Genomic DNA, 16,187 nt, shown 5'->3' on the forward strand with positions numbered 1-16,187 from the left:
AACGGTCAAGGTGGCCTTCGCGGATCAAGGATACACAGGTGAAGACGCTGCGCAGGCCGCCAGCAATGAAGGCATTGATCTGCAGGTCATCAAACTGCAGGAAGCAAAGAAAGGTTTCGTGCTGCTGCCCCGGCGATGGGTGGTCGAGCGCAGCTTTGGCTGGCTCAACCGCTTTCGCCGCCTCGCGCGGGACTATGAGCGATTACCTGAAACGCTTGCCGGGCTTCATTTCGTGGTCTTCGCCATGCTTATGCTCGTGCATGCAGTGCCAGTACTTCAAAGTTCATAACACGGTCTAAGGAAGTACCGATCGTCGCGTCACTACGACCTTTCAAGCGGAGTCAAATCCGTCCTTGTTGGGCTAAGAGCTGATAACAGGACGTTTAGGCTTTGGCAGGCAAAGAAGGCTACGAAGCAAGACTACTGAAGCAATCGAGTTGAGCCGTCCCCTGCGTGTGAATTTCAAAATCGCTGAGTTGATCGAGATCATACATGGAAGCATTACGGACTTTGGTTGAGGCCGCTGTGTGTGAATGCGAGGTGTCCGGGGGAGCAGAGCCCGACGACTTCTCGGTGGACGAACTGTATGGTTTGATGTGTGCCCTGATATCGCTTGGCAGGCACTCGGAAACGATCTATCACAGCCTTTCGTCCAAAGGTATCAGTCATGTTGCGCCCCTTGATTGCATGCAAGGACGGGGAGGAAACTTACTATGTTGCAGGGTTGGGGACGCTTCGAGATTCATTGACGTACCTCCTCGATTCGACGGTCAGCGGTCGTTTCGATAAAGACGTCTTTGAGTCCAGAGAGATGCGCTCATATGTCGGCGCGAAGGGTCACGCTCATTTCCGTACGCTCGGCATCGGCGTTGCTTGCCGCCCGGAGACCGTCTTCAGCCCCATACGGGGCTTGCACCGCACGTGCTGTGGAGCGCCACCGCTGTTTATCATTCAAGAGAGTCTCATGCAAGAACAGCAGGTGCGAGACTAGATGTCGCTTGTTGAACAGGCGCAGCTTCCCGACTACCTTACCCATCAGGTGCGTAACGGCAGCGTTTAACGCCTTACAACTGTTATCGACAGACAGCGTCATCAAACCTGCAACAGCCGCCAGTGCTTGCTTCTTCGCGTACTTTGCCAATATATTTGGGAGATGCGGAACCGCTGTTCCATCGAGCCTCCTGTTCGCGTTGAGCTTAAATGGATACCGCAAACTGGATGAGATATCAAAGCCGGGCGCTTCACTACCCACGTCGATTGTCACCAGCGGGCCGAGCGCATGGGTTCGCCGGTGTAGGAAACCGGCGCTTCGCCGCTCGATGCCGCCAACGTCGGCAATCCGTCACATTGCTGACGTGGACCCCACGTCTGCTCCAATGTCAGCATTGGCCGAAAAGCCGGCAGCTATGCCCTGCCCTCCCGCGCTCACGTTGCTCCTCCAGCGCTTGCCGTGATAATGCCCGGTTATCACGGCAACGTAATGCTCCATCTTCCCACTACTTCTCCGGAAACAACCGGGAACGGGGTGCCACCGCGTCGGCTTGTTCCAGCCTGAACCGACCCGGGCGAGCTACACCACAAGACACCCCTCGTCCCCGGCGAGGGTCACTGTTGCTTCCATTCCCGCCGTGAACCGCAGATAGTCAGGCTCCATGCCGTCGGAGAAGATCACCTCATTTGCCGTGACCAACTCATGGCAGGACTTGCACCCGCAGGAATGCGCCCATGCTGGGCGCACCCAAAAAATGGCCGATCGCCCGAGTGGGCGGTCGGCCTTACTGCGCAGCAGCACTTTGCTGCTTGAGCAGATCAAGCGCAACGTCGACGATCATGTCCTCCTGGCCGCCCACTATGCGGCGCTTACCGAGTTCGACCAAGATGTCCACGGCCCGCAGGCCGTATTTCTTCGCCGCAACTTCCGAATGGCGCAGGAAGCTCGAATACACGCCGGCATAGCCGAGCGCGAGCGTCTCGCGGTCCACCCGCACCGGGCGGTCCTGCAGCGGACGCACGATGTCATCGGCCGCGTCCATCAGCGTGTAGAGATCGGTGCCGTGGTCCCAGCCCAAGCGCTCGGCCGCGGCGATGAACACTTCCAGCGGCGCATTGCTCGCCCCCGCGCCCATCCCCGCCAGACTCGCGTCGATCCGGTCGCAACCCTCTTCCACGGCCACGATCGAGTTCGCCACCCCAAGGCTCAGGTTATGGTGCGCATGGATACCGGTGGTAGTCTCCGGCTTCAGCACCGCCTTGAGCGCGCGGAAACGGTCGCGCACGTCGTTCATGCCCAGCGCGCCGCCCGAATCCACCACGTAGATCGTGGTCGCGCCGTAGCTTTCCATCTTCTTCGCCTCGAGCGCCAGGTTCTCCGGCGTGGTCATGTGGCTCATCATCAGGAAGCCGACCGTGTCCATGCCCAGTTCACGCGCATACTCGATATGCTGCTTCGAGATGTCGGCCTCGGTGCAGTGCGTGGCCACCCGCACAATGCGCACGCCGGCGTTATACGCCACCTTCAGGTCGTGGATCGTGCCGATGCCCGGCAGCAGCAGCGTGGCGATCTGCGCGTGCGTGACCACGTCGGCCACCGCCTCGATCCATTCGAGGTCGCTGTGCGCGCCAAAGCCGTAGTTGAAGCTCGAGCCCTGCAGGCCGTCGCCGTGGGCGACTTCAATGCTGTCGACTTTCGCCTTGTCCAGTGCGCGTGCGATGTCCTGCACGTTCTGGATCGAGTATTGATGGCGGATCGCGTGGCTGCCGTCGCGCAGCGTCACGTCGGAGATATACAGTTTCTTGTTCATAGTTCGCAGTCCTTTCTACCATTACGCCGCCACCGCCATGCCCGCGATGCGCTCCGCCGTCGCCAGCGCCGCCGAGGTCATGATGTCGAGGTTGCCCGCGTAGGCCGGCAGGTAGTGCGCCGCGCCTTCCACCTCGAGGAAGATCGAGGTCTTGAGGCCGCCGAATTTGCCCAGGCCCGGGATATCGAGCGGGGCGCTCTCGGGGATCACGTCGAACTGCACCTTCTGCTTGAGGCGGTAGCCCGGCACATAGGCATTGACGGCCGCGGCCATTGCCTCGACCGAGGCTTCGACCTCGGCCTGGCTCGCGGCTTCGGACAGCACGTAGACGGTGTCGCGCATCATCATCGGCGGTTCGGCCGGGTTCAGGATGATGATGGCCTTGCCCTTGGCCGCGCCGCCCACCACTTCGATGGCCTTCGAGGTGGTTTCGGTGAACTCGTCGATATTAGCGCGCGTGCCCGGGCCGGCCGACTTGCTGCTGATCGAGGCGACGATCTCGGCGTAATGCACCCTGGCCACGCGGGACACGGCCGCCACCATCGGAATCGTGGCCTGGCCGCCGCAGGTCACCATGTTGACGTTGGGCGCCGTGAGCTGGGCCTCGAGGTTGACCACCGGCACGCAGTACGGGCCGATCGCGGCCGGCGTGAGGTCGATCACGCGGATGCCGGGCTGGTGCTGGCGCAGGAACGCATCGTTCTTCACGTGCGCGCCGGCCGAGGTGGCGTCGAACACCACCTCGATGTCCTTGAATACCGGCAGGTTCACCAGGCCCTGCACCCCTTCGTGCGTGGTCGCCACGCCTAGGCGCGCGGCGCGCGCCAAGCCGTCTGAGTTCGGATCGATGCCGACCATCGCGCCCATGTCCAGATGCTTGCTGTACCGCATGATCTTGATCATGAGGTCGGTTCCGATATTGCCCGACCCGATGATCGCGGCCTTGAGTTTTTCCGGAGTCATTTCGTTTTCCTGAGTGCTTTGCTTAAGGAGGTTCGTGGGTCAGTCGAAGGTGGCGCGCACGCTGCCCAGCCCTTCGATCTGCGCGATATAGGTGCCCGGTTGTGTGACCGCAACCATCGGACCGAGCGCGCCGGTCAGCACCACGTCGCCGGCGCGCAGCGGCGTGCCGAGCTGCGCCATGCGGTCGGCCAGCCAGACCGCGGCATTGAGCGGATTGCCGAGGCAGGCCGCGCCGCTGCCACGCGACAGCACTTCGCCGTCGCGTTCGAGCGTCATCTCGGCGGCCGGCAGGTCGAGCGCGGCGAGCGGCACCGGGCGGCTGCCCAGCACGAACAGCGCGCTCGAGGCGTTGTCGGCCACGGTGTCGACAAAGCGGATGTCCCAGTCGCGGATGCGGCTGTCCACCACTTCGATCGCGGCCAGCGCGTAGTCGGTGGCGCTGATGAGGTCGGCGTAGGTGTGGCTCTCGCGCACAAGGTCGTGCTTGAGCACTAGCGCGATCTCGGCTTCGACCTTGGGCTGGATCAGGCTCGCGAGCGGCATCGGCTGGTCGTCGCCGTAGGCCATGCTGGCGAACAACGCGCCGAAGTCGGGCTTGTCGACGCCGAGCTGCTTCTGCACCGCCAGCGAGGTCAGGCCGATCTTGCGGCCGACGATGCGCCCGCCCGCCGTCACGCGCGCATCGACGTTGGCCTGCTGCACCGCATAGGCGGATGCCATGTCGTCGAGCGCGATCTCGCTGCGCACCGGGTCGATCGCCTCGCGCGTACGCTCCGCTTCACGCAGACGCGCAGCAATGGCCTGTATATTTTCCTTCTCCATCCTACGTCTCCTCATTATCGTGTCACCAGCTGCGAATGCATGGTGGCGAAACCCGCGATCCACTTCTGAATCGCCCCGCAAAAAATCAAGGTGTGCTTCGTACTCACCGAACGCTTCCAGCGCACCAAATGCGGCAATCCAGGTACGGATCTCGTATGACGGCCTGCTACCGTCGTGCTTGATCTCATCGTGCTCATCGTATCCACCGAAAGCAGATCACGTTGCAGACGCAACATGAACTATTGCTGTTGAACGGGAGCACTAACGGTGCGCGCCGGGGAAAGATCCAGCATGGCGGCAAACATCCCTCCCTGCATTTCCCCCTCAGGATTGAGAAGCCCCGGCGCACCCTGATACTGAACGTCAACACAGCCAGCTCGACATTGAGCGAGAGAATCCGGATGCCCAAGGTCAAGCCGATTGACGGCAGAGAACGCTCGCCGTCGAGGATTTTGCGCACACACAGACGAATCCCGGCGGTCATTCGTCGGTTCTTCTTTCGATGAGTGCGCGGCTACGCCCGAGCGTGTACTCATACATACCCGTGGTCGCCCATTGCCCATACTTCGTCGATAATGTTGCAAACACAACCTACCGATCAGGAGGTGCAGTCATCCCTTTCGCCACCGCGTAGGGTGACAAACCTTCGCTTTGCGCGCGCGGCTTCCCGGACTCCAGTTACTGCTTGTGGCGCAGCAAGTTCAGCAGCATGAGTAAGCCCTACACCAAGCGCCTGAACTAAATGAAGTCAAGAACGCTCTGCAGGTTACGCGAATGCCAACCGCCCATCACATCACACCGCAACTGCACCATCGATATCCCGCATGGGAACGCCTGTCGCCTCCTCGCAAGCACGACGCACAGCCTCGGGCTGTCCAGGATGAAACAGGAAATGATGCAGCAGCTTGCTCCATTTAGGATGGCTCTCGTACTCAACGCGCGGCAGGCTGTTGGCATAGAAGTCCCGCCAGTCGCCGTACGGCAGCATCACCCCGTCCGGTCCGGCTGGCTCACGCAATACGCCCTTGGGATCACGCCCCTGCGACACTGCCTCGATATCCTTGAAATACTGACGCCGGATCATCACCACACCGGCATCGCTGGCGCCCAGATTCTCCCGCGTACGGTCAGCGATCCGCCCCTGTCCGCACCACGCGACGATGTCCTGATTGATCACGTGACTGTTGATCCAGCGGCCGGTGCGTGGATCAGTAACCGGCGCATACCAGGTAGGAATCGACGTCTGTACATAGGGCTCGGACTCGCGCGGTACACGGATATACGACCAGGTCACGTTGAGCGTATTCTCGTCGTCGACTGGCACACGCCATTCAAAGTGATCGCCCAGAAAAAAGCCATTCGGCCACAGGCAGACCCGACCTGTCGTCCATAATGGATGTGACTCGTCGGTGTCCGCCGTGACGCGCCGATAGATGAAGCCATGATCGAATTCGTCGAAGGCCATCTTGAGATGCTCCGGCGCATATTCTTGTTCACCACGCAAACGCCTTCCCCAGTTCGCATGCATCCACTCGAAATGCAGCGGATCGATCGAATTTTCCTGAGTTTGCAGCCAGTTGCACGGCACTGCGGCGCAGACGATCTGGACAAAACCATTACGCCAGTGAAACGGCTCCCAGTCCGGCAGTTCGGGCGCGGGTAGCGGGCCAAGATAAGCCCACAACAGGCCGCCGAGCGGACGCACCTGGTAGGACGCCAGACGAATCCGGTCACGCATCCTCCCGTGTGGTGCGACCCGATCCTGATAAGGCTGTGCCACGCACCGGCCGTCCGGACCATAGTGCCAGCCGTGGTAGTTACAGCGCAGGCCGTCCCGCTCGACAAAGCCATAAGCCAGATCCGCGCCGCGATGAGCGCACCGGCGCTCGATCAGGCCATAACGACCACTCAAATCCTTGTACAGCACCAGATCCTCACCCATCAGACGCACCGGCTTGATAGCCTCGCGTTCGAGCTCGTCAATACCGGCAATCGGATGCCAATGGCGTCGCAACACTTCACCCATCGGCGTGCCGGGACCCACTTCCGTCAATTGACGATTCTGCGCCTCAGTCAGCATGCTTGTATTCCTGAGATATCGATTGCAAAGAAACTAACGTTGGGGAGCGGACGACGGTCATCACGCGGACACTGTCACCACACATTACGATGCTCCGCCCGAGATTCCGATGGACCCAGGCGAACCAACGTCGCAAAAAGATCGCATAATTTCCATGGCAGCGCGGCTACTGCAATGCCCTTCTACGTATCGCGGCGCATTCATCGCGGTAGCTGGGCTCAAACAGCGATGCCAAGATTTCTGGCCAGATGACGCATCGCGCATCGTTACTGTCTTGGGGTTGCTCGATTCCTTGTTTTAGCGTTTTCCGCTCCTGCACGGATGGCCTGTGCAGGAGATTCTTCAACAGCCTGCTAGACGTTAAAGGCGAGCTTCAGACTTAAAACCGGTGACGGATGCCCGCAACCACGTCGATCTGCGAACGCGACGTCGAAGGCAAAGACGTCCACAAAACGGGTATCGCACGCGGCCCCGATGCAAATTGGGCATCGCTGAAGACGTAGACGTCGGTACGCTTCGAAAACGCGTAATCGACACTCAGAGACACTGTATTCCAGTGCACCGACGGATTCGAGGCCACACCGCCGAATTTGCCGGTCGTATAGACATAGGCTGCGCCGAGCGTCGTGAACGGGCTCAGGCGGTACATGAGCGATGCATTGAAGTTGTCGAGATGCACGCTCGTGTTATCGAGATAGTTGAAGCGAACATCGGACCACAGAACGTTCGCTATGATCTTGCCGAAGTCGTAGCCCGCGCCAGCACCAATGCTGCGATGGCGATCAACATTCTTGCCATTGGGGCTCGTATGGAACAGGATGAACGGCGTACCAAGATAATCGTCGGTAACGGAGCCGGTCGTGTTCGCGTTCGGCATGTCGATGTTGGTGAACGCTGCCGCAGCACGGAACCCACCGCTCTTATACGACAGACCCAAGCCCAGCATACGGTTGATCGAGAAGGCATCCGCAGCATTGCTCATGCCATACATTGCGCCAGCAGTCAAACCGTTGTAAGTCGGGCTCAGGTACTTGATCGCGTTGTTGTAGCGGAAACCGCCCATCGCGTTATCGCTGTCGCCCACGTTGACCGCGAAATTGTTGGCGACCACGCCTTCGAACTGCTCCAAGTTGTCGTAGACGAAGTCATACTGACGACCCATCGTGACCGTGCCGTAGTCCCTCGAGGACAGGCCGACAAAAGCTTGGCGACCGAAGATACGCTGGGTGGCGGCCGAGCTTTGACCCAGTTTTCCGTTCGTGACGTCGAAACCTCCTTCCAGCGTGAATATCGCAGATAGACCGCCGCCCAGATCTTCGGTGCCCTTGAGACCCCAACGCGGGGGTTGGGAGGTACCATTGTCGAGCTTAACGACCGAGTGACCGCCTTGATTGCTAGACCACTGGACGCCTTCAGAAATGATGCCATACAGCGTCACCGAGCTTTGAGCGTGTGCTGCTGCTGCAAAAGCGCCGAGCGCTGCGAGAGCGACAACTTTTTTCATACCTTCTAAGTCTCCTAGCTATTTTTTTTATTAACACTTCGTTGACGAACTCGATGATCGCGTCGTGCTTGGTGCGGTGGGTGCTCGCGGTCTTTGCGAAGAATCGCGAGCAATTGAGTGAGGGGTCTAACATCACGCACAGGGGTCTTCCGCGATGGCGTAAGCCGCCGTCACTTCAGCAACTTGCAAAGCGCGTCAGCACAGACGGCACCCTCCTCATCGACGGAGCGCCGAAGACGCAATTAATTCGTTTACCTAAGCAATTACCATGACATCCAACTTCGCTCCCATGCCACCCACTGGATCGGCGATCAGCTTGGCCGCGCAGGATAGTTCTCGTGAAAAGAACGTCGCCTAGCTGACGCGTCTGTCCCCAGCAGATCAACCGCGTTTCAAGTCGACCTGCCTCATCGAGGAATATTCAAGGCGCTTTATCGTTCAGCAATAATATCAGGACGCCTTACATCAAAAACTGGTGATTTCCCCTAGCAATCTGTTGAATTTCGATCCCACGTAAGCGGCGTTGGTGGGCGATGATGTTGGACAGAGATACGATGCGCGGAATGGATGAGATGCAGGAGACCTTACATGTCATTCGCCGTGGACACGCAAGGTTAGATCCCAGGCGACCGAGGTAGCCATCCGCGCGAGCGTGCTCAATCGCATGGCTTGGCTTGAACGCCTGCAGTTCGTCCGATACAAAAAATATGTAAGCCTGCATTCCATCAATATGAAATAATGACGGTTATCTTTCCCCTGAGATTCGCCCACCCGACGTTCGGGTACTCGGCATAATCCCCGACAACAAGGAAGACCTGATGTCCGTTAGCGGTCGCACCTTCTTCTATATTCAGCAGGTCGAGCAGCTGATTCATCGCGAACTCGACGAATGCCTGCAGGCCATCGGCATTACTGCCGGCCAGTACATGGTCTTCAACTTGATTGCCCACCTCGAACCCGTGACGTCGGCGAGTTTGGCTCGCCGGACCATGATCACGGCTCAGTCGATGGGCGAGTACATTCGAGTATTGGAAGCCAGGGGGCTTATCGAACGGCAATCCGGGCAGCTCAACAAGCGTACGATCCTGATATCGTCGACGGCGGCCGGACGCAAGCTTCTTGTTCAGTGCGAGTCGGCAATCGATGAAGTCGAACGCAACTTCTTCAGTTGCCTGAGTGGCGAAGATGTGGCGCATCTGCGCTTCCTGTTGAGCCGGATCCGCAGCGCCCAGCTCACCAAGCGCGCCAAGGAAGCCGACTTGCCGGCCTTGAACCTTTGATGTCCGGCCTGCCTGAATCAACGTTCCGGCTACGGCGAGCTGTCGTGCGGCAAGCCGAGCAGCAACGCAAGCACGCCGCTCGACTCGATCACATGCTTTAGTGAAAGCCGTAGATCCGCATGGTGTTCTCGCCGGCTTCGAGGCGCTTGCAGATCGCCTGCTCGTCAGCTTCGCGCTGCATTGCCTTCTCGACCACTTCGGCGGCCTGATCGCGCGGAATCGCCACCACGCCATCGCGATCGCCCACGATCAGGTCGCCCGGCGACACCGTCACGTTGCCGATACGCACCGGGGCATTGAGCCAGCCGATCGCACCGTAGTCCTTACCAGTGCCGCGAATCGACAGACCGCGCGAGAAGACCGGGAAGCCGATCTGTTCGAGCAAGTCGGCATCGCGTACGCCACCATCGATCACCAGACCATTCAGGCCGCGCGTCTTGGCCTGGGTGGTCATCACCTCGCCCCAGTAGCCATGCTCGTAGGCGCCGTTCGCATACACCACCAGCACGTCGCCCGGCTGCGCGAGCACCAGCGCGCGGTGCAGCCACAGGTTGTCGCCGCCCGACGAATGGATCGTAAACGCAGTGCCGCAGATCCTGAAGCCCGGCGCCACCGGCTTGATCGCCGAGGGCAGCGCGCCGATCTTGCCGCCCGCTTCGTGCAGCGTCGCGGTCGGCATGTTGCGGGCGCGTTCCACCACGGCGGCGTCGACGCGTTCGATGTCGACGCGGGTCGTGGTCGGCGCGTCGTGTTCCTTGATGTTCGCCGTCATCATTTGCTCCGGGTCTGCAGCTGGTGGTATTTGAACTGCTTGCGCGCCTCGTCGAGACGCATGCCGCCGCGGCAGGCTTCGCGGATCGCTTCCTCGGCGTGGTGGATCGTTTCGGCCGCTTCGAGCACGGCTTCCTCGTGTTCCTTCGGAATCACGACGATGCCGTCGGCGTCGCCGCGCAGCAGGTCGCGCGGCGCCACGCGCGCGTCGCCCAGATTGACCGGGATATTGATCGCCTCGACCTGCACGCGGTCCTTGCCGGTGCGCATCCAGTGGTCGCGCGCGAACACCGGGTAGCCGAGCTTCATGCACAGGGCGACGTCGCGGCAGATGCCGTTGATCGCGGTGCCGGCGATGCCGCGGCGATGGGCGATCTCGGTCATGATGTCGCCCCATACCGTGCAGTCCTCGCGGCCGCCGTTGTCGAGCACGACGATGCTGCCCACCGGCACGTCGTCGATGAAGTCGCCCACAGTGCCGACCGGCACCGAAGGCGGGCCGTACTTGATCGTGAAGGCGCGGCCCGTCGTGCGGAAGTCGCTGCTGCGCGGCTTGATCCTGTAGCACTGGCCGACAATGCCGAGCTTGTCGAGGGCGTCCGAAAGGGTCGCGGTATCGAGCTTCGAGGCGCGCTCGACGTTCTTGTCCTGAGTCGTCATAATTTCTATTCCTGCCTGAATTCTTTAGGATTACTTGAGCATATGCTCGTAGTTGCCGCCCATCACCTGTCCGACCGGCGTGCCGGCCAGGATCGCCTTGGCCATCACGGCTTCCTTGTTGGCGATGGTTTCGGCCACGTCCAGCACGTCCTCGATGTCGGCGGCGCGGATGAAGATCACGGCGCTGTCGTCGGCCACCACGTAGTCGCCCGCTTCCACGGTCACGTCGCCGATCTCGACCGGCACGTTGGTGCCCTTCTCGACCACGCGGCCGCGCGCGGTACGTGCGGTGGTGGCGCGGCTGAACACCGGCAGCTCGTAGGTCACGGCTTCGTCGATATCGCGCACCGGGCCGTCGGCCACCACGCCCGCCACGCCGCGCACCTTGGCGGCGAGCGACAGCAGGCCGCCCCAGCAGCCGGCTTCCACCCCGCTGCGCTGTTCGACCACGATCACGTTGTCGCTGCCGGCCTGTTCGATGGCCGTGCAGCCCAGATGGACCGGCGGCCCCGGAGGCCCTTCGCCCGTGCCGAGCTTCACGGTGATCGCCCGGCCGGCCACGCGGCCCGCGCCCGAGCGCTGCGGCAGGCCGCTCACCGCCCCCGTCAGCTTGAGTTTGTCGAGCGCGTCCGACACGGCGCAGCAGTCGAGCCGCCGCAAGCGCTGTACGTTTTGGTCAGCCATGATGTTTTCCGTCGGGAAATGAGTTGAATAACAGGTTCGGGCGATGCCTGACGTGTGCCTCGCGGCTGGCACGTCAGGCATCCAGAGTCAGCACGTTGGTCGCGCTGCGCGAGCAGCAAATCAGCATGCTTTGCTTCGTTGCCTTGTCCTCGTCCGAGAACAGCATGTCGAGATGAAGGGGTTTCCCATCCAGGACCCCGACCTCGCACATGCCGCAGGCACCCTGCATGCAGCCGAACGGGACGTCGACGCCGTTCTCGAGCAGGACATCGAGAATCGACCGGTCGGCCGGAATCCGGAACGACTGTCCGGACCGGGCCAATGCCACCGTGAACTCGCCGGCGGCGCATGCCTCCTGCAGCGGTGCGAATCGTTCGAGATGGACGGTCTCCGCCGGCAGCCCGGCGGCCGCGGCCTCGAACGCATCCAGCATCGACTTCGGACCGCAGCAATACACGTGCGCACCCGCCGGCACCTCGCGGACGACCGTGGTCACGTCCATGCGCCGGCCGTCCGGCGCCTTGTCGAAATACGTCTCGATCCGGCCGTGTGCCGACGCCGCCACAAAGCTTTCGATATCGGCGAGATACGCCGCGTGATGCCGGTCGCGCGCCGCGTAATGCAGCACCCATGCGCGCCCGAGCGCCTCGAACTGCCGGACCATAGACCACAGCGGCGTGATGCCGATGCCGCCCGCGATCAGCACGTTCAGCTGTGCGTCCCTGTCGATCGGGAACAGGTTGCGGGGCGCGCTGATCTGCACGGTGTCGCCGGCGCGCAGGGTCTCGTGCACGTGGCGCGATCCACCCCGGCCGCCTGCGTCCTTCGCGACGGCGATTTCGTAGCGCACCGGCTTGCCTTCGCATCGCACGATCGAGTAGCTGCGCGACAGCGTGTCGTTCAGCTTGACATCGACATGCGCGCCGGCCTCTGCATCGGGCAAATCATGTCCATCAATGGCTTCCAGCGTGACACTCACCACGTTCTGCGCCAGCCAGGTCATCGACTTGACGCGGACATCTATCCAGGATGATTCGCTCACACCACACCTACACAATTACGCTACTGTTGAAAATATCCGGGATGCCCGGCATCGGCCGGGCACCGCCATACGCTCAGATCAGTTCGTCCGGAATGGACAGCAGCCCGCTGCTTCCGCTTTCGATGCGCCGGCATAGACTTTCCACCATCGACATCTGCCGCTGCATCCAAACATCGGCCAGGGCCAGCTTGCGGATACGCATGTCGTCGTCCAGGAAGCGGCATTCGGTGCCGCCGTTCACGACCGCCGCCACCTCGGCCCAGATCCAGCCGATGTAGACGATCCCCATGGCCGTCAGGACGTCGTAGGAAGCCGCTTCGGCATACCCGGCCTGGGCCGGGTCCGTCGTGCGCAGCGATGCGACGGCGCTGTCGAGCCGCTGCAGCGCCTCGTCGAGAGGCGCCGTATAGCCGGCCAGCGCGGGATTGCCGCGATGACGGGCAATAAATCCGGAAATCGCCTGAGTGAAATGCCGCCATGGACGCCCGCCATGGGCGAACAGCTTGCGATGCACGAGGTCCGCCGCCTGGATGCCGTTCGCGCCTTCGTAGATCTGCGCGACCCGGACGTTGCGCACGAACTGCTCGACGCCGTAGTCCTTGATATAGCCGTGGCCGCCGAAGACCTGCTGGCAAGCCACCGTGGCCTCGAACCCCCGGTCCGTGAAGAACGCCTTCATTACCGGCGTCAGGATGTCGAGCATGTCGGCGGCCGCTTCGCGCGCCTCCGGGTTCGGTTCCAGCTGGGCGACCGACTGCCACAGCGCCGCCCGCAGGGCGCCCGCACGTGCGCCTTCCGCAAAGGCGGCCGACTCGAGCAGCAGGCGCCGTATGTCGGCGTGCGCGATGATCGGATCGGCGATGCCGGCCGCCGCCTGCGACGCCGATGCGGCACGGCTGGCGCGGCCCGAACGACGTTCACGCGCGTAATCCGCGGCGTTCTGCCGGGCGATTTCGGCATAGCCGATTCCCGATACGGCGGTCCCCACGCGAGCGTAATTCATCAGGTGGAACATCGGCGCCATGTTCGCGGCGGTGCTCCGGCCTTCCGGCCCGGCGATGCGCCAGGCCACCGCATCCTCGAAATCGAGCGCGCAGGTGGCGCTCCCCTCGATGCCCATCTTGTGCTCGATCGAGCGCGCGTGAACGCCGTTGCGTTCGCCGAGGGCGCCCGTCGACGGATCGATCATCCGCTTCGATACCAGGAATACGTTAACGGCCGAGAGGCTCGCGGGGATGCGCCCGTCATCATCCGGCACCTTGGCCAGCACGATGTGGATGATGTTCTCGGTCAGGTCGTGGTCGCCGCCGGAAATAAAGATCTTGCGGCCGCTGATGCGCCACGTGCCATCGGCCTGCGGCGTCGCGCGCGTGGTGATCTGGCGCAGATCGGTACCCGCCTGCGGTTCGGTCATGCCCATCGTCGCGGTCCAGTCGCCGGCGGCCAGACGCGGCACCACGTGCGTCTTGATCCATTCCGGCGCCAGCGCCGCCAGCATGCTGGCCGCGGGCGTGCAGAAGCTGCTGTACATCGAGAACGAATGACCGGTGGCCGCGCGCATTTCGGAGATGGGCACCGACATCACGGGCGGCAAGCCCCCGCCACCCAGCGACTCGGCGAGGCTCAGGCAATGCCATTTCGCCGCGCGATAGGCGGCCCAAGCTTCCCTGTAGCCCGCGGGCGTGCGGATCTCGCCGTCATGGAAATGCGCGCCTTCCGCGTCGGCGCGCTGATTGATCGGGTGCAGCACTTCCTCATGGAATTTCGCCGCCGCTTCGACGACGGCCGAAGTCAGATCGGGCGTCAGCTCGGCGAAGCCGGGCAGATGCCCGTGCGCCTCGACGCGCAGAAGATCATGAAGAATGAAAAGCCAGTCCTTGACGGGCGCACGGTAGCTCGGCATGGTCAGATCGGGATCCTGAGGTTTGAAATTTGCACCGACGCGCCGGCAAGCTGCAGGAGCAGCGCGGCCGGCCGGAATACTTCGCCGTGGCGGGCATGAAGTCCGATCAGTTTGCTGACGACCGCCGGCAATCCGATCGCGTCGGCGTAATGCATCGGACCGCCTTTCCAGTCGGGCCACCCGTAGCCAAGCTGCCAGATGAGGTCGATGTCGCTGGCCCGCTCGACGATACCCTCCTCGAGCAGCTTGGCGCCCTCGTTGATCATCGGCAGCACCAGGCGGTCATGGACTTCCTCGTCCGACAGCTCGCGGCGCTCGATCCCTTCGACACGCGAAGCCTCTTCGATCAGCGCGGTCACTTCCGGATCGACGAGCGGCCGCCGCTTGCCGGGTTCGTAACGGTAAAATCCGCGCCCCACGCGCTGGCCGAGACGGCCGCGCTCGTGGAGCTGCTCGATCAGCCAATCGCGCTGTCCCATGCGCTGGCGCGAACGGTACATCAGCGCGATCCCGCCCGCCATGTCCTGCAGCTCGAACGTGCCCATCGGCAGGCCGAGATTGCGCAGCACGCGGTCGACCTGCTCCGGCTGTGCGCCTTCCAGCAGCAGACGGCCTGCCTGCCGCTCGCGGGCAATCATCAGACGGTTGCCAACGAAACCGTCGCAGACCCCGACCACGATCGCGGTCTTGCCGATCGCCGCGGCAAAATCCCTGGCCGCGGCCAGCGTTTGCGCTGACGTGGACGACGTGCGCACCAGTTCGATGAGCCGCATCACGTTCGCGGGGTTGAAGAAATGAAGGCCGACCACGGACGCGGGCCGGCGGGTGGCAGCCGCGATCAGATTGACGTCAAGCGTGGAGGTGTTGGTCGCCAGCAGGGCCTCGGGCGGCGCAAACCGGTCGATCTCGGCAAACAGCTGCTGTTTGAGCGCCAGATCCTCCCAGACGGCTTCGATCACGACATCCGCTTCCGCAACGCCGGCAATGTCGGTGCCGGTCGTCAGGCGTGCAAGGCGTGCATCGCGCTCGTCGGCGGTCAGGCGTCCGCGCGCCACGTCGCGCCCGTACGCTTCGCCGATGCGTTGCACCGCCTTGGCCAGCGAGGCCTCGGCATTGTCGATCAGGCGCACGGTCAGGCCACTCCCCAGCAGGGTCATCGCGATGCCGACACCCATGTTGCCGGCGCCGATCACGGCGCCGCACCCGAACACGCGTTCGCTGCGTGCCGTGGTGTTCGCCAGCGCGGCGCGGGCGGCCTGCGTGTATGCCCTCGCCGCTTCGGCGTCGGGCGTGGTGAAGGCCGGCACCGGCGGGCCGTCCTGCGTCGGCTGGGCACGCAGCACCACGGGATCGCCGATCTTCAGGGCCCGCACGTCGGCGTCGACGATCACCGAGTGGATCAGCAGGCCTTCTTCGAGTTGCACCAGCGCGGGCGCCGTCGGGCGCGGGCTGCGTTCGACGATCGAGTACGAGTAGATCGTGCCGCGCCCGGAGAGGCGCCGCCACGAGGTCTCGCGATGACCGCACAACGGGCAGTGCATTCTCGGGTAATAGTGCAGCGCGTCGCAGGCCGGGCAATGCTTGCCGAGCAGTTCGCCGGCACGCATCGCTTCCCAAAAGGGCTCGTCGCCCGGGAACATCACAGGCGCCGCCGGGAAACTCCGGTTGTCCTTCATA

The 16,187-nt window shown here is 62.5% G+C and carries 14 protein-coding genes; 2 read left to right on the forward strand and 12 right to left on the reverse strand.

What is annotated here, in order from left to right:
- Positions 1–289: transposase (locus tag GCT13_RS37160; RefSeq protein WP_152766932.1), on the forward strand; the 289-nt coding region annotated here is incomplete at its 5' end.
- A 528-nt stretch (positions 290–817) separates the two neighbouring features.
- On the opposite strand, the gene GCT13_RS37165 is transcribed toward GCT13_RS37160, so the two are convergent.
- The 6 genes from GCT13_RS37165 to GCT13_RS37195 all read right to left on the reverse strand — a co-directional run bounded on the left by GCT13_RS37165 (position 818) and on the right by GCT13_RS37195 (position 8,170).
- On the reverse strand, positions 818–1,264 hold the full coding sequence (locus tag GCT13_RS37165; RefSeq protein ID WP_152766934.1) for a hypothetical protein: 447 nt from the start codon (positions 1,262–1,264) through the stop codon (positions 818–820).
- A 511-nt stretch (positions 1,265–1,775) separates the two neighbouring features.
- Positions 1,776–2,801: a 4-hydroxy-2-oxovalerate aldolase gene (dmpG, locus tag GCT13_RS37175; RefSeq protein WP_152766936.1), complete on the reverse strand. Its 1,026-nt coding sequence runs from the start codon at positions 2,799–2,801 to the stop codon at positions 1,776–1,778.
- Between the two features lie 21 nt (positions 2,802–2,822).
- Positions 2,823–3,764, reverse strand: coding sequence for an acetaldehyde dehydrogenase (acetylating) (locus tag GCT13_RS37180; protein ID WP_152766938.1), 942 nt, complete (start codon positions 3,762–3,764; stop codon positions 2,823–2,825).
- Positions 3,765–3,803: 39 nt separating this feature from the next.
- Entirely contained in the window at positions 3,804–4,586 is a 783-nt protein-coding gene (gene mhpD, locus GCT13_RS37185; protein ID WP_152766940.1) for a 2-keto-4-pentenoate hydratase, read from the reverse strand.
- 793 nt (positions 4,587–5,379) lie between these two features.
- Positions 5,380–6,666, reverse strand: coding sequence for an aromatic ring-hydroxylating dioxygenase subunit alpha (locus GCT13_RS37190; protein WP_152766942.1), 1,287 nt, complete (start codon positions 6,664–6,666; stop codon positions 5,380–5,382).
- A 379-nt stretch (positions 6,667–7,045) separates the two neighbouring features.
- Complete coding sequence (locus tag GCT13_RS37195) at positions 7,046–8,170, reverse strand: porin (protein WP_152766944.1); 1,125 nt, start codon at positions 8,168–8,170, stop codon at positions 7,046–7,048.
- 818 nt (positions 8,171–8,988) lie between these two features.
- Between GCT13_RS37195 and GCT13_RS37200 the strand changes: the two genes are divergently transcribed.
- Positions 8,989–9,450, forward strand: coding sequence for a MarR family winged helix-turn-helix transcriptional regulator (locus tag GCT13_RS37200; protein ID WP_152766946.1), 462 nt, complete (start codon positions 8,989–8,991; stop codon positions 9,448–9,450).
- A gap of 97 nt (positions 9,451–9,547) precedes the next feature.
- Here the strand turns inward: GCT13_RS37200 and GCT13_RS37205 are convergent, their stop codons facing one another.
- The 6 genes from GCT13_RS37205 to GCT13_RS37230 all read right to left on the reverse strand — a co-directional run bounded on the left by GCT13_RS37205 (position 9,548) and on the right by GCT13_RS37230 (position 16,186).
- A complete protein-coding gene (locus GCT13_RS37205; protein WP_152766949.1) occupies positions 9,548–10,222 on the reverse strand; it encodes a 4-carboxy-4-hydroxy-2-oxoadipate aldolase/oxaloacetate decarboxylase in 675 nt (224 codons plus the stop codon).
- Positions 10,222–10,881, reverse strand: coding sequence for an RraA family protein (locus tag GCT13_RS37210; RefSeq protein ID WP_152766951.1), 660 nt, complete (start codon positions 10,879–10,881; stop codon positions 10,222–10,224). The genes GCT13_RS37205 and GCT13_RS37210 overlap by 1 nt, the downstream gene beginning before the upstream one ends.
- Before the next feature lie 30 nt (positions 10,882–10,911).
- Positions 10,912–11,565, reverse strand: a complete 654-nt coding sequence (locus GCT13_RS37215; protein ID WP_152766954.1) for an RraA family protein — start codon at positions 11,563–11,565, stop codon at positions 10,912–10,914.
- Between the two features lie 73 nt (positions 11,566–11,638).
- Positions 11,639–12,568 (reverse strand): PDR/VanB family oxidoreductase, encoded by a 930-nt coding sequence (locus GCT13_RS37220; RefSeq protein ID WP_152766956.1) that lies wholly within the window; start codon positions 12,566–12,568, stop codon positions 11,639–11,641.
- A gap of 112 nt (positions 12,569–12,680) precedes the next feature.
- A complete protein-coding gene (locus GCT13_RS37225; RefSeq protein WP_152766958.1) occupies positions 12,681–14,510 on the reverse strand; it encodes an acyl-CoA dehydrogenase family protein in 1,830 nt (609 codons plus the stop codon).
- Positions 14,511–14,512: 2 nt separating this feature from the next.
- Positions 14,513–16,186, reverse strand: a complete 1,674-nt coding sequence (locus GCT13_RS37230; RefSeq protein ID WP_152766960.1) for a 3-hydroxyacyl-CoA dehydrogenase NAD-binding domain-containing protein — start codon at positions 16,184–16,186, stop codon at positions 14,513–14,515.
- Position 16,187 lies beyond the last annotated feature (1 nt).

It is taken from the genome of Paraburkholderia franconis, from assembly GCF_009362735.1.
In the GTDB taxonomy this organism is placed as follows: Bacteria; Pseudomonadota; Gammaproteobacteria; order Burkholderiales; family Burkholderiaceae; genus Paraburkholderia; species Paraburkholderia franconis.